This window comes from Peribacillus sp. NPDC097895 (genome assembly GCF_050277555.1).
Lineage (GTDB): Bacteria > Bacillota > Bacilli > Bacillales > DSM-1321 > Peribacillus.
The window spans coordinates 722,491-741,952 of record NZ_JBNNSH010000001.1; the positions used below are offsets into that span (position 1 = coordinate 722,491).

General features: G+C 42.2%; 18 protein-coding genes and 1 other annotated feature. Of the genes, 15 read left to right on the forward strand and 3 right to left on the reverse strand.

Features of this window, described 5'->3' with window-relative positions; genetic code table 11:
- The first annotated feature begins 8 nt into the window (after positions 1–8).
- From hemB to ysxE, 4 genes are all read left to right on the forward strand, one after another.
- Positions 9–1,007 carry a porphobilinogen synthase gene (hemB, locus tag ACQKMH_RS03365; RefSeq protein ID WP_427586075.1) on the forward strand — a complete coding sequence of 333 codons (999 nt, stop codon included), beginning with the start codon at positions 9–11 and terminating at the stop codon, positions 1,005–1,007.
- Positions 1,008–1,042: 35 nt separating this feature from the next.
- Entirely contained in the window at positions 1,043–2,332 is a 1,290-nt protein-coding gene (hemL, locus tag ACQKMH_RS03370) for a glutamate-1-semialdehyde 2,1-aminomutase (RefSeq protein ID WP_427586076.1), read from the forward strand.
- A gap of 324 nt (positions 2,333–2,656) precedes the next feature.
- A complete protein-coding gene (locus ACQKMH_RS03375) occupies positions 2,657–4,096 on the forward strand; it encodes a LysM peptidoglycan-binding domain-containing protein (protein ID WP_427586077.1) in 1,440 nt (479 codons plus the stop codon).
- A gap of 133 nt (positions 4,097–4,229) precedes the next feature.
- Positions 4,230–5,300, forward strand: a complete 1,071-nt coding sequence (gene ysxE, locus ACQKMH_RS03380; RefSeq protein ID WP_427586078.1) for a spore coat protein YsxE — start codon at positions 4,230–4,232, stop codon at positions 5,298–5,300.
- Between the two features lie 58 nt (positions 5,301–5,358).
- Here ysxE and ACQKMH_RS03385 read toward each other — a convergent pair whose 3' ends face one another.
- Complete coding sequence (locus tag ACQKMH_RS03385; protein ID WP_427586079.1) at positions 5,359–5,550, reverse strand: hypothetical protein; 192 nt, start codon at positions 5,548–5,550, stop codon at positions 5,359–5,361.
- A gap of 235 nt (positions 5,551–5,785) precedes the next feature.
- Positions 5,786–6,015: a binding site (T-box leader), on the forward strand.
- A 44-nt stretch (positions 6,016–6,059) separates the two neighbouring features.
- Between ACQKMH_RS03385 and ACQKMH_RS03390 the strand changes: the two genes are divergently transcribed.
- The gene (locus ACQKMH_RS03390; RefSeq protein ID WP_427586080.1) at positions 6,060–8,711 is read left to right on the forward strand and encodes a valine--tRNA ligase; all 2,652 of its coding nucleotides are present in this window, start codon (positions 6,060–6,062) and stop codon (positions 8,709–8,711) included.
- Between the two features lie 75 nt (positions 8,712–8,786).
- Here ACQKMH_RS03390 and ACQKMH_RS03395 read toward each other — a convergent pair whose 3' ends face one another.
- The gene (locus tag ACQKMH_RS03395; RefSeq protein ID WP_427586081.1) at positions 8,787–9,629 is read right to left on the reverse strand and encodes an ATP-grasp domain-containing protein; all 843 of its coding nucleotides are present in this window, start codon (positions 9,627–9,629) and stop codon (positions 8,787–8,789) included.
- On the reverse strand, positions 9,598–10,539 hold the full coding sequence (locus tag ACQKMH_RS03400) for an ATP-grasp domain-containing protein (protein WP_427586082.1): 942 nt from the start codon (positions 10,537–10,539) through the stop codon (positions 9,598–9,600). The genes ACQKMH_RS03395 and ACQKMH_RS03400 overlap by 32 nt, the downstream gene beginning before the upstream one ends.
- A 97-nt stretch (positions 10,540–10,636) precedes the next feature.
- Between ACQKMH_RS03400 and ACQKMH_RS03405 the strand changes: the two genes are divergently transcribed.
- The 10 genes from ACQKMH_RS03405 (at position 10,637) to minC (ending at position 19,462) form a co-directional block, all read left to right on the forward strand.
- Positions 10,637–11,920, forward strand: coding sequence for a bifunctional folylpolyglutamate synthase/dihydrofolate synthase (locus ACQKMH_RS03405; RefSeq protein WP_427586083.1), 1,284 nt, complete (start codon positions 10,637–10,639; stop codon positions 11,918–11,920).
- 365 nt (positions 11,921–12,285) lie between these two features.
- Positions 12,286–12,414, forward strand: coding sequence for a hypothetical protein (locus ACQKMH_RS03410; RefSeq protein WP_427586084.1), 129 nt, complete (start codon positions 12,286–12,288; stop codon positions 12,412–12,414).
- Entirely contained in the window at positions 12,415–13,167 is a 753-nt protein-coding gene (locus ACQKMH_RS03415) for a prepilin peptidase (RefSeq protein ID WP_427586085.1), read from the forward strand.
- Positions 13,168–13,463: 296 nt separating this feature from the next.
- The gene (locus ACQKMH_RS03420) at positions 13,464–14,444 is read left to right on the forward strand and encodes a hypothetical protein (protein ID WP_427586086.1); all 981 of its coding nucleotides are present in this window, start codon (positions 13,464–13,466) and stop codon (positions 14,442–14,444) included.
- A 191-nt stretch (positions 14,445–14,635) separates the two neighbouring features.
- The gene (locus ACQKMH_RS03425) at positions 14,636–15,205 is read left to right on the forward strand and encodes a Maf family protein (RefSeq protein WP_427586087.1); all 570 of its coding nucleotides are present in this window, start codon (positions 14,636–14,638) and stop codon (positions 15,203–15,205) included.
- A 59-nt stretch (positions 15,206–15,264) separates the two neighbouring features.
- Positions 15,265–15,939: a RadC family protein gene (radC, locus tag ACQKMH_RS03430; protein WP_427587496.1), complete on the forward strand. Its 675-nt coding sequence runs from the start codon at positions 15,265–15,267 to the stop codon at positions 15,937–15,939.
- Between the two features lie 145 nt (positions 15,940–16,084).
- Positions 16,085–17,104 (forward strand): rod shape-determining protein, encoded by a 1,020-nt coding sequence (locus ACQKMH_RS03435; protein ID WP_230154946.1) that lies wholly within the window; start codon positions 16,085–16,087, stop codon positions 17,102–17,104.
- Positions 17,105–17,275: 171 nt separating this feature from the next.
- The gene (gene mreC / locus ACQKMH_RS03440; protein ID WP_230154948.1) at positions 17,276–18,148 is read left to right on the forward strand and encodes a rod shape-determining protein MreC; all 873 of its coding nucleotides are present in this window, start codon (positions 17,276–17,278) and stop codon (positions 18,146–18,148) included.
- Complete coding sequence (mreD, locus tag ACQKMH_RS03445) at positions 18,145–18,663, forward strand: rod shape-determining protein MreD (RefSeq protein ID WP_427586088.1); 519 nt, start codon at positions 18,145–18,147, stop codon at positions 18,661–18,663. Before mreC ends, mreD begins: the two co-directional genes overlap by 4 nt.
- A 115-nt stretch (positions 18,664–18,778) precedes the next feature.
- Positions 18,779–19,462, forward strand: coding sequence for a septum site-determining protein MinC (gene minC / locus ACQKMH_RS03450; protein ID WP_427586089.1), 684 nt, complete (start codon positions 18,779–18,781; stop codon positions 19,460–19,462).

A 19,462-nucleotide genomic window follows, 5' to 3' on the forward strand; every position in this document is an offset into this window, starting at 1 on the left:
ACTTTAAAATGAAAAACATTCCATTCAACCGTCACCGTCGCTTGCGTGCAAGTGCCGGCATGAGGGCTTTAGTCCGTGAAACACAATTACATAAAGAGGATTTGATTTATCCGATCTTCGTCATTGACGGTGAACAGGTGAAAAATGAAATTAACTCGATGCCGGGTATCTATCAGCTTTCCATGGATAATCTGGGTGCTGAAATGGATGAAGTCGTGAGTCTGGGCATAAAGTCGGTCATTTTATTCGGTGTTCCCTTTGATCATGATAAAGACGAACAAGGAACTGGTGCATTTCACCATAACGGACTTGTTCAAGAGGCAACCCGCCTTATCAAAAAACAATATCCTGAAGTCATTGTCATTGCAGATACATGCCTTTGTGAATATACAAGTCATGGACATTGCGGCGTCGTAGAAGGGGAAAAAATCCTGAATGACGCATCTCTTGACCTACTTGCCAAAACGGCAATCAGCCAGGCTGAGGCCGGCGCTGATATCATTGCCCCTTCCAATATGATGGACGGATTCGTTGCGGCCATCCGAGCAGGTCTGGATGAAGCGGGTTATGAAGATATTCCGATCATGTCCTATGCGGTGAAATACGCTTCGGCTTTTTACGGCCCATTCCGTGATGCTGCGAATGGGGCGCCACAATTTGGTGATAGGAAGACGTACCAAATGGACCCTGCCAATCGTCTTGAGGCGTTCCGTGAAGCTGAATCCGATGTTGAAGAAGGTGCAGATTTCTTAATCGTGAAACCAGCCCTATCCTACATGGACATCATCAGGGATGTTAAAAATAATTTTAATCTTCCTGTTGTTTCCTACAATGTTAGCGGTGAATATTCAATGGTTAAGGCAGCTGCCCAAAATGGCTGGATTGATGAAAAAGCGATAGTGATGGAAATGCTGACAGGATTAAAACGTGCCGGTTCCGACTTGATCATCACATATTTTTCAAAAGAGGTAGCACGCTGGATAAATGAAGAAAATCAAAGAGGATAACAAACATAACCTGAAATGGAAAAGGGGATTGGATCATGCGGTCATATGAAAAATCGAAAAAAGCGTTTGCCGAAGCAAAAAAATTGATGCCGGGCGGCGTGAATAGCCCTGTGCGTGCCTTCAAATCTGTGGACATGGATCCCATTTTCATGGAGCGTGGAAAAGGTTCGAAAATGTATGATATCGATGGCAATGAGTATATTGACTATGTTCTTTCATGGGGACCGCTTATCCTTGGTCACACGAATGACCGTGTCGTTGAATCATTGAAAAAGGTAGCTGAATCCGGTACAAGCTTTGGAACCTCTACGCTGATTGAGAATGAGCTGGCTAAGTTGGTCATCGAACGGGTGCCTTCGATTGAGGTGATCCGGATGGTATCATCAGGAACAGAAGCAACCATGAGTGCTCTAAGGTTGGCGCGAGGCGTTACAGGTCGGGATAAAATCCTGAAATTCGAAGGTTCTTATCATGGACATGGCGATTCATTGTTAATCAAAGCTGGATCCGGCGTTGCAACCTTAGGTTTACCGGATAGCCCGGGAGTACCGGAAGGCATTGCAAAAAATACGATTACCGTACCATACAATGATCTTGCTGCAACCAAATATGCGTTTGAACAATTTGGTGAAGACATCGCCTGTATCATCGTAGAGCCTGTTGCAGGGAACATGGGCGTCGTTCCGCCACAACCTGGATTCCTCGAAGGCTTACGCGAAGTGACGACACAATACGGCGCTCTATTAATCTTTGATGAAGTAATGACAGGGTTCCGTGTCGGCTATAATTGTGCACAAGGTTATTTTGACATCGTTCCTGACCTGACTTGCCTTGGGAAAGTAATTGGCGGCGGCTTACCGGTGGGAGCATTCGGAGGAAAGCGCGAATTCATGGAACAAATAGCTCCGAGCGGGACAATCTATCAAGCAGGAACATTGTCCGGTAACCCTTTGGCAATGACGGCTGGTCTTGAAACACTGAGCCAATTAACTCCTGAATCGTATGAAGAGTTCACCCGAAAAGGAGATATGCTCGAAAAAGGCATTGGCGAAGCAGCGGAAAAGTACGATGTTCCGTATACATTCAACCGTGCAGGTTCCATGATTGGACTTTTCTTTACGAATGAAGAAGTGATCAATTATGATACAGCAAAAACATCCGATTTAGAGTTCTTTGCATCCTACTATAGGGAAATGGCGAATCAAGGCATTTACTTGCCACCGTCCCAGTTTGAAGGATTATTCCTATCTACGGCACATAGTGATGAAGATATCGAAAAAACCATTGCAGCTGCAGAACAGGCTTTTGCGAAATTAAAAAAATGATTTGAATAAAACTCTTAAGTCAGGCTCCCTTTTTCCAAACACTTTTGGAGAAAGGGAGCCTGACTTTTTTGAATTTACTCGATATTGGCCGGATTAAATGAATACAGGCCGAATTAAAGTTGATGTAGGACGGATTAAATGGTTAAAGGCCGAATTAAAGGCAAAAGCCAGAATAAATGCTTAATAAAATTACTCCTTTTAAAAGGTCCAGCGAAAATAAGGACAAGAGGGCTTCCGAGGAAAATAAGGAATAATCAATGGCCATCCTTCATAGATTGTTATTGGTATAGGTACCGTTTCCTGAAGCTGAAAGGAGGAGTTGTCTTGTCGCAAGAAAATGAATCGTATTTACGATTTTCTTTAGAGGAATCTGTTTGGTTCCAGAAGGGACAGGAAGTGGTTGAGCTATATTCCATTTCCCTGGATCCAAATGTGACGATTCAAGAAAGTGATCAATATGTTTTTATACGAGGCTCGTTAGACTTATGCGGTGAATACAAAGACTCGCAAAATGGTGAAGAAGAGGAGTTTTCGCAGACCTTTTTGCCAAAAGCCGTTCAAAAGGTCGAGAGGAATCTCAATGGGCTTAATGAGTTCACACACCGTTTTCCGGTTGATATAACGATTCCGAATAATCGGATTGCCTCATTGGAGGAAGTGGATGTCTCGATTCAAAGTTTTGATTATGCTCTGCCGGAGCATAATTGTTTAAAATTGCAGGCTGATTTGCTGATAACCGGAATTTATAATGATTCATATGTCGAAGAAAGGTTTGATACGGAACAGGAAGTTGGTGAAACTGAGGAACAAGAAGAAACGGACGGAGAGAATGAGTCCTATATTCCATATGCGGCTGGAGTGCCGCCAATCCCGGATTTTCAACCTGTGTTCCGTGATGAGCAGGAAGATGAGCTATACACACCATTTACTGCTGAGGCAAGACGTGTATCTGAAGCAAACGAAGAAGAGGAAGAAGAAGAGCCAATTTATTTAAGTGATCAGCATAATGCCCCAGTTTTTGAAATTCCCGTTTCACCATATCCTGAAGAGGAGGAGTGGGAAACGGAAATAAACAGACAGGAAGAACAGGAAGAAGCTGAAGTTGTAGAGGAAGAAACGGATTTTGTAAGTGATCCGCATGGCTCCGCAGAGGTACCTGTGTCATCCATAGAAGAGGAGAAATTGGAGGAAGAAGTAAGCAGGCACGAAAAAGTTATAGAGAAATTGGAGACTCCTAGAGAGACATTGAAAGAAGAAGAGCTGAATCCATCAAGCAATCAACAAAGTTTTCCAGTGGGTTATGAACCTGTATCACAGTTTGAAACCGATGATGTCATCCGTCAAGAAGAAGATGACGCTGTTGCGGGTCCCATCCTCAACGAATATGTAATGGTGGAAAAGGAAGAGGAATCGAATTCGTCCATAAGGGATTTGTTCAAAAAGAAAGAAAGACCAGAGCCGCCAGCTAAGGAAGTTAAAAATTATAAGGGTCGGAAACAAGCCGCTGAACGTGATGAACAAGATACGGCTGATCAAGGGGAAAAGCAGCATTCCATCATGGATTTATTCGGCCGGAAACAAGAAGAAGAACTGGTAAGGATGAAGGTTTGCATTGTCCAGCAAGGAGAAACGCTGGATGATTTGGCTCAACGTTATGATGTAACGGTACAATCCTTACTTTTCAGCAATGAATTGGAGTCCAATCAGAACATTCATGAAGGGCAAGTCATCTATATACCGAAGGCTGTTGCCTATAAAAATTAACCACGACAGAGAGCAGAGCATATGGCCTGCTCCTGTTTTTTACTAAAGGTTTGAACGGTGGCTTTAGCCGCTTGGATGAAACTGCGCCAGAAATCGGATTGTTGAGTTTTTTTAGAGAAAGTGAGTGAGTCTCGTGAGGGAAAACGAGAATCAGCAGCCTGCTAATCGGGATTGGGACACGGAGACCGTCTTGAAGGAATATGCCATGTATGTACAATATATTGAGGACTTCGGACGAGTGAAAAAAGTGTACAGTGATCGCGGTACATTTGCCTTGAAATCCATTTTGCCGCACAATGGCATTGATTTTATTAAAAATGTTCAAAAATTGTACCATCGCGGCTATAACCGGATCGTTCCCATTTATCAAACGATGGATCAGCGTTACGCCGTTCTTCATAATGGACGTTTGTATTACCTGATGCCCTGGTTGAATAATGAAGGAGACGGGGAGCGCGATGAAAAGCATAAGCAAATGTTCAGGGAACTTGCTCGGATGCATACGCTGTCTGTAAAAGAAACCCAAGTGGATATAGAAGAACGGGAAGCTCACTATGAACGGACAATTAATGCTTGGAATACCGAGAAGGACTTTATGGATGAGTACATTGTCAGCTGTGAAAAGAAGTGGTATATGTCTCCATTCGAAATGACGGTTTGTACTTTCTTCACTGATATTTCACAGGCATTGAAGTATTCGATCAAGAAGTTTGAAACCTGGTATGAAAAAACGAAGGAAAGTGATAAGGTTCGAACCGTGGTCACTCACGGAAAGGTCTCTCTGAAACATTTCGTTTATGATGAACGGGGATATGGCTATTTCATCAATTTTGAGAATTCGAATACGGCACCGCCTCATTTTGACTTGCTTCCATTTTTAGTTAAATCTGCTAGGACCTATCCTGTACAATGTGATGACTGCGTCGACTGGCTATATAACTACATGCGTTATTTTCCGTTGAAAGAAGAAGAATTGCTGCTCATGCAAAGTTATCTCGCTTTCCCCGGATCAGCGCTGGAATTAGTGAAGGGTTATTCTGATGGCACAGGCCATCGTTCCGAGCTTGATAATGTTACCCAACTGCAGCGGCAATTTTGGCTACTGAAGAATATTGAGTATATGGTGATGAAAATCGAAGAGATCGAACAGAAGAAAAAGGCGGCTGCCGAGGCTGCTAAACAAGAGCAGTCCCCCCAAAGCTAAATATACATGATTGGATTAACTCCAGGTCATGTATATTTTTTTTGCTTTTAGGGAATAATTAAATCCATTCGAAATATAAAGACAAGGCCAAGAAAATAAATGCGATCAGCAGGAGCATATCAAAGAAAGTAGGGAAAATCAGTGTCCGTAATCCTTGGAATACGATAAAGGGGACGATGAACTGCTGGCACACACCACGGAATTTTTTCATCCAAGGCGGTAAAGTGTAGGGAGTATATCTTCGCTTCATATTATTACCTTCCTTTTTAGGCTTCTTATATTCTATGGGTGGTTAGTGGAAAATGTGAGAAAGCCGTCACAATCACTGTTCTTGGACGATAAAATAAAGAAAACGGCATGGCAAAGGGGTTAATATAAGAAATTGGATGCTTCTCAAGTAAGTAAGCGAAAAGATGATTGACTGGAGCCCCATATTTTTTGTACTATATACTATATGCATTTAATGATTTTACATATGAATATAAATCAATGCAAAGACCGGAAATAGTAAGATGAAATGCACTTTACAGAGAGGAAACCAAATGGTGGGAGGTTTCCAGGCAGCAGCATCCGAAGTCGTCCGCGAGCTGTTTTCGTGAAAGATTTTTAGTAGCGAAGGCCGGTGAAGAGCCGTTATCAGATTTGAGAGCCGAAAGAGATGTTTTTCTTTTTCGGAAAAAAGGTGGCACCGCGAACAACTTCCTTCGTCCTTTTATGATGATGGAAGTTTTTTTTATGCCCAAAAAAGGAGGAAATGATATGGAAGAAAACCAAATTTCGATGCCGACTAAATATGATCCGCAGACGATAGAGAAAGGCCGCTACAAATGGTGGCTTGATGGGAAGTTTTTCGAAACGACGGGTGACGATAAAAAAGAACCATATACGATTGTCATTCCACCACCAAACGTAACAGGTAAGCTGCATCTTGGCCACGCTTGGGATACGACACTTCAAGATATATTAACACGCATGAAAAGAATGCAAGGGTTTGATGTTTTATGGTTGCCGGGCATGGACCATGCTGGTATCGCCACTCAAGCGAAAGTTGAACAGAAACTTCGTGCCGAAGGCGTAAGCCGTTATGACCTGGGACGTGAAAAGTTCGTAGAAGAAACATGGAAATGGAAAGAAGAATATGCGAGCCATATCCGTGAACAATGGTCAAAGCTTGGTCTTGGCCTTGATTATACCCGTGAACGCTTCACTCTTGATGAGGGGCTTTCAAAGGCAGTGCGCGAAGTGTTCGTTTCGCTTTATAACAAGGACTTGATTTATCGCGGCGAATACATTATCAACTGGGATCCATCAACGAAAACGGCGTTATCCGATATCGAGGTTATTTACAAAGATGTGCAGGGCGCATTTTACCATATGAAATATCCGTTGGTTGACGGATCAGGCGAAATTGAAATAGCCACGACTCGTCCAGAAACGATGCTTGGTGATACAGCGGTTGCCGTACACCCTGAGGATGATCGTTATAAACACTTGATCGGCAAAATGGTTCGCTTGCCAATTACAGGCCGGGAAATCCCGATTGTCGGGGATGATTATGTTGATATGGAATTCGGTTCAGGTGCGGTAAAAATTACACCGGCTCATGATCCGAATGACTTTGAAATCGGGAACCGTCACAATTTGGAGCGCATCCTTGTCATGCATGAGGATGGCTCAATGAATGAAAAGGCCGGTAAATATGAAGGCATGGACCGTTTTGAATGCCGTAAACAAATCGTCAAAGACCTTCAGGAAGACGGAGTACTCTTCAAAATCGAAGATCACCTTCACTCAGTCGGTCATTCAGAGAGAAGCGGTGCTGTTGTTGAACCATATCTTTCTACTCAATGGTTCGTTAAAATGCAGCCGCTAGCTGATGCATCCGTTGAACTTCAAAAAGGGTCCGATGAGGAAAAAGTTCATTTCGTACCAGATCGTTTCGAAAAAACGTATCTGCACTGGATGGAAAATATTCGCGACTGGTGCATTTCCCGTCAGCTATGGTGGGGCCACCGCATTCCAGCTTGGTACCATAAAGAAACCGGCGAAGTGTATGTAGGACATGAAGAGCCTGCGGATGCTGAGAACTGGGAACAAGATACAGACGTTTTAGACACATGGTTCAGCTCTGCATTATGGCCATTCTCAACAATGGGCTGGCCTGACAAAGATAGCGTCGATTTCAAACGATACTATCCAACCGGAGCGCTTGTGACAGGCTACGATATCATTTTCTTTTGGGTTTCAAGGATGATTTTCCAGGCACTTGAGTTCACGGGCGAACGTCCTTTTGAAGATGTATTGATTCACGGTCTTGTTCGTGACGAACAGGGACGCAAGATGAGTAAATCGCTTGGTAATGGTGTCGATCCGATGGATGTCATCGATCAATATGGTGCCGATTCCCTGCGTTACTTCCTATCGACGGGCAGCTCACCAGGTCAGGATCTTCGTTATAGCACTGAAAAAGTGGAAGCGGTTTGGAACTTCTCCAATAAGATTTGGAACGCATCCCGCTTTGCTTTAATGAACATGAATGGCATGACGTATGACGAAATCGATTTAAGCGGTGAAAAATCTGTAGCCGATAAATGGATTTTGACGCGTTTAAACGAAACGATTACAAACGTGACAAGACTTGCTGACCGTTATGAGTTCGGTGAAGTAGGCCGTGTGCTTTACAACTTCATTTGGGATGACTTCTGTGACTGGTATATTGAAATGGCGAAGCTTCCGTTATATGGCGAAGACGAAGCAGCGAAGAAAACGACGCGCTCGATCCTGGCTTATGTACTGGATAACACGATGAGATTGTTGCATCCTTTCATGCCATTCATTACCGAAGAGATCTGGCAAAACCTTCCACATAAAGGGGAGTCCATCACCGTTGCTGCATGGCCTGTAGTGAACGAAGAATTGACTGATACAGCTGCAGCCGAGGAAATGAAGCTGCTTGTTGAAATCATCCGCTCCGTTCGTAACATCCGTGCCGAGGTGAACACACCGTTAAGCAAAAAAATCAATCTGATTTTAAAAGCGAAAGATGAGTCCATCTTAGCAACATTACAGAAAAACAGCAGTTATATCGAGCGTTTCTGTAATCCCGAACAATTGACGATCGGAATCGAAGTTGAAGAACCGGCTCAAGCGATGACGGCAGTCGTAACGGGTGTGGAATTAATCCTTCCACTTACAGGACTGATCAATATCGATGAAGAAGTGAAACGTCTTGAAAAAGAGCTCGACAAACTTAATAAAGAAGTTGAACGAGTACAGAAAAAATTAGGCAACGAGGGCTTCGTTAAAAAGGCGCCAGCAAGCGTCATTGAAGAAGAACGTGCCAAAGAAAAAGATTATAGCGAAAAACGCGACTCTGTGATCCACAGAATCAATGAACTGAAACAACTGTAAAACAAAAGGATGAACCAGCATTATGCCGGTTCATCCTTTTTGTGTTTCATACGATTTAAGAAATAAAATATTCCGTTAGGAGGTAATTCTTTCTTTTATGAATGTGAGGTACTCTCTGACGATATTCATGTCACTAAGAGCACTTAATGTCCGGCTCCCAACGACATCCTCGATTTCATTGAGCATGAGACTGCCGTCATCGGCAAAAATGAAATCGATCCCGACAAGGCCAAAATCAAAGGCATCGATTACTCTTTCAACAAGAGCTAAGTCGGAAGTGGTCAGCTCGTATATGGAAGCCGATCCCCCTAACGTATAATTGGCTTTGAAGCTGGATGCGGATTCCCGAAGTACAGCAGCCTTCACATTGTTACCAATTACAAAAACGCGGATGTCTCTACCGAATAAGCCAGGTTTTTGGACAATCCATCTCCCATCATTCAATTCAACCAGATCATCAGCATGCTCTATTAAATAAACTTGTTTCCCGCCGCGGCCATGTGTTTCTTTAGCGATGAAAGGGAACTCCATGTCATGGGCATTCGGCCTTCCGTTGCAATATACGGTATCGGCCATTGGAATTCCCAACGTGGACAAATATTGATGTGTCTTTGCTTTGTCATTTGCCATTTCGGATACGAACGAAGAGTTAAAGCAAGCAATCCCCATTTGCTCCAGTTGCCTTGTGAGAAAAGGATCGATGGTCCGGACGATGGCAAAGTCCGGCAATGAAATTGGCTTCAGCTCATGTTCCACGTACAACTCGTTGTAGCGATGACCGATCCGAAGGTCTTCACGATGGTAAAATTGTAGATCAAGATCAAGCTTACTAGCTTCGTCAAGCATCCAATCTATGTATCCTTTATTTTTTACAGCATCTTCGCGGTTATAAATCAACCAACCTGCTTGTTTTCTCATCAGATGTACTTCCTTTTCTTAATTTGTCCAACATATAATCAAACATGCTATCAGCGATGTTGATGCCTGTACAGTCATATATATTTAGTAAATGCGAATTCGAATTCACTTCGCATAAAAGAGGACCATCTTCACCGAATAACAAATCGACGCCAGCAAAATCGGCACCTAGAATCTCCGCACATCGGATGGCGAGTTGTGCCTCATCCCTTGTGGGTGTATAGGGTGCTGCCTGACCACCAGCTGTCATGTTAGCTCGGAAGTCGTGCTCGGAATGGCGTTGCATCGCAGCAATGACTTGATCGCCGACGACATTAACACGAATATCCCGTCCTTTACTGTGCTCGATGAATTCTTGAATGATGAATGGTTTGTGGCCGAGATTATGGATCGTCTTTAAAAAATCATTCTCTGTATGGATCAAATATACTTGTTCCCCGAAAGAACCGTATGCTTCCTTAACGATGAGGGGAAATCCAAGTTCAATCCCAATTTGTTTAAAGGCATCGACATTAATCCTTTCAATCCCTTCGTACGTAAAAGGGGGAAACAAGGTTTTCGGCATAGGTATGCCATGCCCAGCTAATGCTTGATGTGTCTTTGCTTTGCTGTCGCATATATCGATCGCTGTACTGCTGTTATATACAGGTATGCCGAGCAATTCCAAATGGCGTGCCAAATGAATGTCTTTATCCATGAACAGAACAAAATCAGGCAGCCTTTCAAACGATCCTTTAAGTAGTGGCGCTCCTTTTTCAATAATGGGAAGTAAATCCGAATTACGGATAAGGGTGGCCGTGATTTTTTTTCTTTCTGCCGCCTCTTTAATAAACAAGGCTAAACTGGAAAACTTATCATGCTGTAAATAGCCGTTAACGACAATCCAACAGTGGAGAGCAGAAGTTTTCATTAAAACACTACCTTTCATCTAGGTTAATCGTTCAGATATTGATAAAATAATCTTAACGCATAAGAGCGGTATAAAGATAGAGGAGGCTCAATGATTAATGGTAACAACCATGAAAGAAATCAATCATTTTTTTGAACGACGCCAAGTTCAATTGGGTATGAATTTTGGCCTAGCACGAATGGAAGCATTATTAACTAAATTAGACAATCCTCATGAGGCGCAAAAGTATATTCATATTGCAGGTTCAAACGGGAAAGGATCTACCCTGCAATATTTAAAAGAAATCCTTCTAGCCCAAGGGGTTCGGGTCGCTGCCTTCACATCACCTTATTTAATCCGGATGAATGAACAGATAAAGATAAATGAAGATGAAATCAGTGATAAGGAGTTTATCGCTGCCTTCAACGAGCTGTGGCCGTTCATCCAAGAGATGGACCATGCAGGGAATGGGCCCACTCAGTTCGAAATATTGACTGCGATGGCCTTCTCTTATTTTAGCAAACAGGAAATAGATTTTGTTTTAATGGAAACCGGACTAGGCGGCAGGCTTGATACAACGAATGTCATCAAGCCGGTGCTTTCGATCATTACCTCGATTTCTTTGGAGCATACGAACATTCTGGGTAACACGCTTGGGGAAATTGCTTCAGAGAAAGCTGGCATCATTAAAAGCGGCGCGCCGATCATCAGTGGAGTTACAGCAGAGGAACCTGCAAAAGTAATCGAAGAAAAAGCATATTCAGTAGGCGTTCCTTATTACCAATTAGGTAAAGACTTTCATGTTGGTCATGTAAAGCAAGGTGAAAAAGGTCAAAGTTTCTCATTTTCTCTGGGTGATAGGTTCATCGAAAATGTAGATATGCAGATGTTAGGCCGTCACCAGGCGGAGAATGCAGCACTGGCCGTGGCTGCTGTCCTATTAGGGATGGAAAATATCGATGAAAAAAGCATCCGCAAAGGAATAGGGGAAGCGAAATGGGATGGACGTTTCGAAAAAATATCGGAAGAGCCATTGGTGATCATTGATGGTGCACATAACCCTGCTGGTATCGACGTATTGCTGAAAACGCTAAACGAGCATTACCCTGAATATAAGTATCGATTTGTATTCAGTTCATTTAAAGATAAAAATTATTCCCTGATGCTTCAAGGGCTGGAAAAGGAAGCGATTGAAATCATCATTACCGAATTCGTCCATGATCGGGCGGAGGATGCGCAAACGCTTTATGATAAATGCAATCATGAAAATAAAAGTATAAACAAGGATTGGCAGGAGGCGATAAGGGAAGGAAGACGGAAAACAGGCGAAAAGGAGGTTCTTGTCATCACAGGTTCCCTTTATTTCCTTTCACTTGTGAGGGATTTCCTATCTAGAAGTTGAAGCCTCAAGACTGATAGAGTCTTGCCTACGATTACATGAAGATTTCATGCAGTTCGGCCTACTGCTCCGTTACCGAGCGTGTAATTTGAATACAATGATTGGTGTTTCCATTGTAATGGAAACTAGTAGTAAATCGTATAGATCTAAAAAACAGGATTTTTCAAAAGGTCCATTTATTAGCCATATTCTGTTAAACAGAGCCTATGAATAAGAAAAATCCTGAATGGAGTAATGGACAAACCAATCACCCAATATATTGGTTAAAGCATGTTTAAATTGAAGCTATATGACTTAGAAATGATTAGGCACACAGGCAGAGAGAGGCAGTGGCGGGATGAAAAGAAAATATCGGGAGGAATGAATCAATGGAGAAGGCTAGTTATTATCATAAAGTAGGTTGTCCTGTAAAAGGAATTGGATATGATGAAGGAACGTTTACCGTTGACCTAAAAGGTCCAATGGAAGTGAATAGATTCCTCGTCCGATTTAAATAAATGATGGCTATCCATATCTATCTATTTGTCCTAGGTTTAATTTTAGGCTCATTCTTTAATGTCGTCGGATTAAGTGTTCCGGTAAACAATACTTTTGCGAATCGTCGCTCCGCTTGTCCATCTTGTGGGCGGAAATTGACATTCTCCGAGTTGATACCGGTTATTTCATATATGGTGCAAGACGGAAAATGCCGGGGCTGTAAAGCTAGGATATCCCCCCTTTATCCACTAGTGGAAATGCTGACAGGTGTTTTGTTTGCCTCAGCGCCCATATTCCTTGGCTGGTCGGACGAACTCTGGATTGGCTGGACAGTGATTTCGTTATTTATGATCATCTTGGTGTCTGATGTGGCCTATATGCTCATCCCTGATAAAATTCTGCTTTTCTTTATGGTGATATTTATGATACTAAGAGTCTCATATCCACTATCTCCCTGGTGGGATTCCATTGTTGGGGCAAGTGTGGGCTTCAGTCTCCTGCTATTGATCGCTGTGGTGAGTAAGGGGGGCATGGGTGGAGGGGATATCAAGCTGTTCGCTGTGATTGGATTTGTACTGGGGACGAAAATCGTGCTATTATCGTTTCTCTTTGCGAGCTTTTATGGGGCATTCTTTGGCATCATTGGGATGCTAACCGGAATTTTAAAAAAGAAAACCTTGATTCCATTCGGGCCGTATATTGTTTTTGGGACATTGACAGCTTATTTTTGTGGTGATTCCCTTCTGCGTTGGTATGTTAGCTTCCTGAGATGAGCGTAAAGGACCATCCCAGTAAAGGGGGAATTTGTCAAAAATCCCCTGAAAACTAGCGTAGCTAGGGAATCATCCTCATTTCGTGCAAGTGAAAATGCTAGGAACGGGAATGTCTAGTGACGGAGATTGAACCGCCTATGAACCAGAAGTATCAGTGCTTGGAGGTCCCTGTATTTCAACTGATATTTAAAGGGAAATTTGACGAAACCTATTAATGACAAGACGACAAAAGTCTTGTTATTTTTTTTTGTCTCTATGTTAGGATGGAAAAAATGACCTGGAGGGGAGGAAAAAAAGTGGGCAAGTCTGAAAAAAGCAAAGGTGTCACGATTAAAATAAATGGGGAAGAAAAAGTATTTGCCGATAAAAATAAGATTGAAAGCCAAGAGGCAGCTAGTGAGGAACAAGAACAGGATCACCGTGATGAGAGTTTCGAATGGATCCTTCCGGATGATTCAAACGAGAATAAAATCGTATTGGTCCCCACACCGCCAAAGAAGAAAATGCCGAAGCTTATCGGTTTTGGTACAAGCTCACTGAAAAGCTCGAATAAAGGACCGATAAGGACATTTTTGATCGCTATTATTTGTGCCGTGTTTTTTGGGTCGATTCTTGGTTTGATAGCCGTCAAGACAATCACAAGGGAAAAAGCTGCAGTTTCTTCGATCGAGACCTCGATTCCAACGGGGCAACCTGTTGAGGAGGATAAAAAAGCGGCATCGAAGGTACAAGGAGCCCAACTGAAGACGTTCCTTGTACAGGGCGGTGTGTTCAGCAGCGAAGATGCGGCTAGGCAAATACAAAAGAAAGTCATTGAAAAGCAGGTTCCGGCTGAAATATTCAAATTGGAAGACAGCTATTATTTATTCTTAGGTTCAGCAGAGAGTCTAGCTGCAAGTAAGGATCTAGCCTTGTACTTAAAGTCTTATGATGTAGACGTATATTGGAAGGAAATCAATTTTGAAGCGGCTGGGAAAAGTCAAGCAGATGAGACAACCCTAGACAAGATGAAGATGGTATATGCTTCATTAGCAGAAATATCTGCAACCAAGCTTCGTGGGAAGGAAGCGACGGTGAACGATGAAACGCTGAAAAAAAACATGGATGAGTTGAAGGCGGGGAAATTATCTCCAGAGTTTTCAAAAATGAACGATGATCTAACTGCTGCGGCAAAGTCGATTAGCGAATTTGAGACTTCAAAAAATGAAGAAAAGCTCTTGCAGGCTCAAGGAAGTCTTCTTGATTTTTTATTGAATTACCAAAACATATTGAGTTAAGTATCGAAAAGGGGAGCTATTTAACAGGACAAGCTCCCCAACAATAAACTAAAAAGGTGACACCTTTTTTATTTTCCGGGAAATACTTACAGACTTTTGTCGATTCATAGTAAACAATAATTGTGGATTGCACCATAATTTGATAGGATAGATATGTATCTCCCTATGTAAAGAAAGGTGACTTTTTAATTATGCAACCATTGATTTTAGCTTCTTCATCACCACGTCGTAAAGAACTTCTACAATTACTTCAAATCCCCTTTAAAAGCATGAATTCCAATGTCGATGAAAGTATTGATGAAAACATGTGTCCGGATGATGCGGTAAAAGAGCTGGCCTCCCGTAAAGCGGCAGCCATCTTTGCAGAGTTTCAGGAAAGCTGGGTAATCGGGTCGGATACAGTTGTTGTCCTTGATGGAAAGATATTGGGTAAGCCAATAAACCGGGCAGATGGAAAAAGAATGCTGGAAATGTTATCAGGACGGACACATGAGGTTTACACTGGTGTTGCCATCCTATTTGGCAAGCATCGCAAAGTGTTCGCAGAAAAAACCGAAGTGACATTTTGGGAGCTGCCAGAAGCTGAAATCGAACGTTATCTGGATAGTGGGGAACCTTTTGATAAAGCTGGCAGTTATGGGATTCAAGGATACGGATCGCTTCTTGTCAAACAAATCAAAGGGGATTATTTCTCTGTCGTTGGGCTTCCTGTTTCAAGACTGGCCCGTGAATTAAAGGCAATGCAGGCGGACTTGGGATAATGGATTTCTCCTTTGGCATCTCCCTTTCTTAAGGAAGGGTGGATGTATTGAGTGAAAAAATGTTAATACGGGATTACCCGAAAGAAGAGAGGCCGCGCGAAAGGTTTCTGCAAGACGGACCGCAAAGTCTCTCCAATCAAGAATTGCTTGCACTGCTATTGAGGACGGGAACAAAGGAAGAATCCGTTCTTCAGTTATCCGGAAGGCTCATCAATTCCTTCAAGGGCCTGCGTCTGCTAAAAGAAGCCTCAGTGGAAGAATTGACCGTGATTAAAGGAATTGGTGAAGCAAAAGCGATTCATATTCTAGCTTCTGTCGAACTTGGCCGGAGAATCAACAAATTGAATGATCAAGATCGTTATGTGATTCGATCTCCTGAAGATGGAGCCAATTACTGCATGGAAGAAATGCGATTTTTGTCTCAGGAACATTTCGTCTGCCTCTATTTAAATACGAAAAATCAAGTGCTTCAAAAAACTACGGTCTTTATAGGAAGCCTCAATGCCTCGATCGTGCACCCGCGTGAGGTTTTTAAAGAAGCTTTCAAAAGATCCGCTGCCTCTATCATCTGTCTTCATAACCACCCCTCCGGAGACCCTTCTCCTAGCAGAGAAGATATTGAAGTGACGAAAAGATTAGTCGAATGTGGTAAAATAATCGGGATTGAAGTATTGGACCATATCATTATCGGGGAGCACAAATATATTAGTTTGAAGGAAAAAGGTTATTTATGACACTATCAAAATTTTTGACGATACGATATAATATTGTTTATGATTTTTAAAAGAGGAAACTTTTTCAAAACTCTTATTGTCAAAAAACGACAAATAATTTGAACTTATAAAAAGGCATTTTTGTTTACGAAAGGGAGATACCATAATGTTTGGAATTGGCGCTAGAGATATAGGGATTGATTTAGGAACGGCTAATACGCTTGTGTATGTCAAAGGAAAAGGGATTGCAGTGCGTGAACCATCAGTTGTCGCTGTGCAAACAGATACAAAGCAAATCGTTGCAGTCGGAAATGATGCGAAAAACATGATCGGCCGTACACCTGGAAACGTGGTTGCCCTTCGCCCGATGAAGGATGGGGTAATTGCCGATTATGAAACGACGGCTACCATGATGAAGTATTATATGAAAGAAGCTCAAAAAAAGGGCGTATTCGGTAACAAGCCATATGTCATGATTTGTGTGCCTTCTGGAATTACCGCAGTTGAGCAACGTGCAGTCATCGATGCAGCTAGACAAGCTGGTGCCCGTGATGCATATCCTATCGAAGAACCGTTTGCAGCAGCGATCGGGGCAGACCTTCCTGTTTGGGAACCTACAGGCAGCATGGTCGTTGATATCGGTGGAGGAACAACGGAAGTGGCGATCATTTCCCTTGGTGGAATCGTTACAAGCCAATCCATCCGCATTGCCGGTGACGAAATGGATGATGCCATTATCGTTTACATTCGTAAGAATTACAATTTGATGATCGGTGAGCGTACTGCTGAAGCGATTAAAATGGAAATTGGTTCCGCTGGTGACACGGAAGGCGTTGAAAACATGGAAATTCGCGGCCGTGACCTATTGACTGGATTGCCAAAAACGATCGAAATTACTGCTGAGGAAATATCCAGAGCATTGAGCGATACAGTGTCTGCGATTGTTGATTCCGTGAAAAACACTTTAGAAAAAACACCACCTGAATTAGCCGCTGACATCATGGACAGAGGCATTGTATTGACAGGCGGAGGTGCTTTGCTGCGCAATTTGGACAAAGTCATCAGTGAAGAAACGCAAATGCCGGTGATCATCGCTGAAAATCCGCTTGATTGTGTTGCAATCGGAACGGGAAAAGCGTTGGACCACATTCATTTGTTCAAGACTAAATCAAGAGATTCACGATAAGCATTACTTCTCAAATAGGACCGGCTCAACAAAAGGTTGCAATTTTGAGCCGGTTTTTTTATGTTCGAACCACTAAATTAAAATGTAGCTGTTCAGTTTAATCATGACCATTGTGTAAATTTAAGATATTAAGATGTAAATTTAAGATATTAAGATTGAGGTGCAATAATCATGCCACAGTTTTTTAATAAAAAGCTCCTTCTCTTGCTCGTTAGTATTATCGTTCTCGTGGCATTGATCGGTTTTTCATTAAGAGAGAGAGAAGAGTTGACTTGGCCGGAGCAATTCCTAAAAGATACGACAGGCTGGGTCGGAAATGTGTTTAATAAGCCAGTATCGGGTATAACAGGTTTTGTAGGGGACTTAAAAGACCTTCAACATACATACGATGAAAACAAAAAATTGAAAGCCCGCTTGGATGAATATGTACTATTGAAAACCCAAGTTCAAGATTTGAAAGAAGAAAATAAAGACCTTCGCGATAACCTCAAAAAAGAGGATGACCTGCGGAAGTATTCACCCACTCAGGCGACGGTCATTGGACGTAATCCTGACCGTTGGCACGAAATGCTGACGATCAATAAAGGAAAGCGTAATGGGGTAGAAAAAAATATGGCTGTCATCACTTCCAATGGGTTAGTCGGCAAGGTTAAATCAGTGACGAACTTCACGGCTTCGGTCCAACTCTTAAGTTCGATTGATAAAGCCAACCGAGTTTCTGCCATCGTTCAAGGTGATGATAAAGCATATGGTTTGATTGAGGGGTTCGATGATAAAAAGAATCTTTTACTAATGAAACGCATTCCATATGATAAAAAGATAAAGAAAAATTCATTAGTCATCACTTCTGGTTACGGAGGGATTTTCCCGAAAGGTCTGCTGATCGGTAAAGTGGTTGATGTCAAAGTGGATCAATATGGATTGAACCAGACTGCCTATATTGAGCCTTCGACGGATTTTTATGATATTAATAATGTTATGGTCGTTCAGCGTGAAGTTGACGGTGAGCCGAAAGAAAGTGTTGGGGAGGATGAAGTTAAGTGAAACATTTCATCCTTTCTTTTATAGCCTTGGTTTTTTTTGTTTTTGAAAGTATCTTCGCCCAGCTATTCGCTGGAGATGCATTTGGGGACGATAAAATCGTCGTTCCGCATTTCATGATGATTTTCGTTTTTTTCCTTACCATGTATGGTTCGAGGAAAATGGGCATGCTATATGGAGCGATTCTTGGGTTGACTTATGATGTCGTATATACGGAAATACTCGGGATTTACATGTTCCTGCTTCCTTTTCTTGCCTATCTGATTTCAAAATGCATGAAAATCCTGCAAAATAATATATTGATTGCCTTCCTAACTGCGCTATTCTTCACGGCCATTCTAGAGATTGTTGTTTTTCAGATGAATATCATCCTTTCATTTGCAGATATGGGATTTGGGGAATATATGGAACGAAGATTGTTACCGACGATATTATTGAACCTCGTATTCATTATTATCAGTTGCTATCCTTTAAAGAGAATAATTGAAAAGCTTGATTTACAGGGGGAAACGGATTAACGTTCCTGTGTCCGGAAAGCAGGCCGGAAATGAATTTTCTTTTTTCCGTGTACGCAGAAAAAGGAAATTTGTTTTCCTATGTCGAATTATATTTCATTGAGGTGAAACAAACGTCATGAATAAAAGAATTCAGCAAAATGTCATGATTAAGGGAACAAAAGACGGGTTTATGCTTCATCTCGATGATTCTTGCTCATTTTCCGAATTATTGAAAGAGTTAGAAGTGAAGCTGTCGGCAAACTATCAGTTTCAAGAAAATGACCCGTCCATTTCCGTTAAAGTACATACAGGGAACCGCTATCTTGATGAAGAACAAAAAGAAAAGATTAAAGAAGTCATCCATAAAAAGAAGAAACTTTTCGTTGATGAGATGATTTCGAATGTCCTGACAAGGGATGAAGCGAAACGCTGGAAAGATGAAAACCAAGTGACGACCGTTACAAAGGTGATAAGGTCGGGACAGGTTTTTGAAGTTCCCGGAGATTTACTTCTAATTGGAGATGTCAATCCCGACGGAATGGTTCGTGCGGGTGGCAACATATATATCATGGGACAGCTAAAGGGAATAGCCCATGCCGGATATAAAGGGGACAATGAGGCCATAATTGCTGCCTCGGTCATGAAGCCCGCCCAGCTGCGCATTGCTGGACAAGTGAATTTATCCCCTGACCAGTATACGAAATGGGGACATGACTTGGAATGTGCCTACATGGATGAAGAAGAAAATATCATTATAGAAAAACTGCAAGTATTAAAGAAATATAGACCTAATTTAAATAGATTAGAAGGGGGTCTCTAA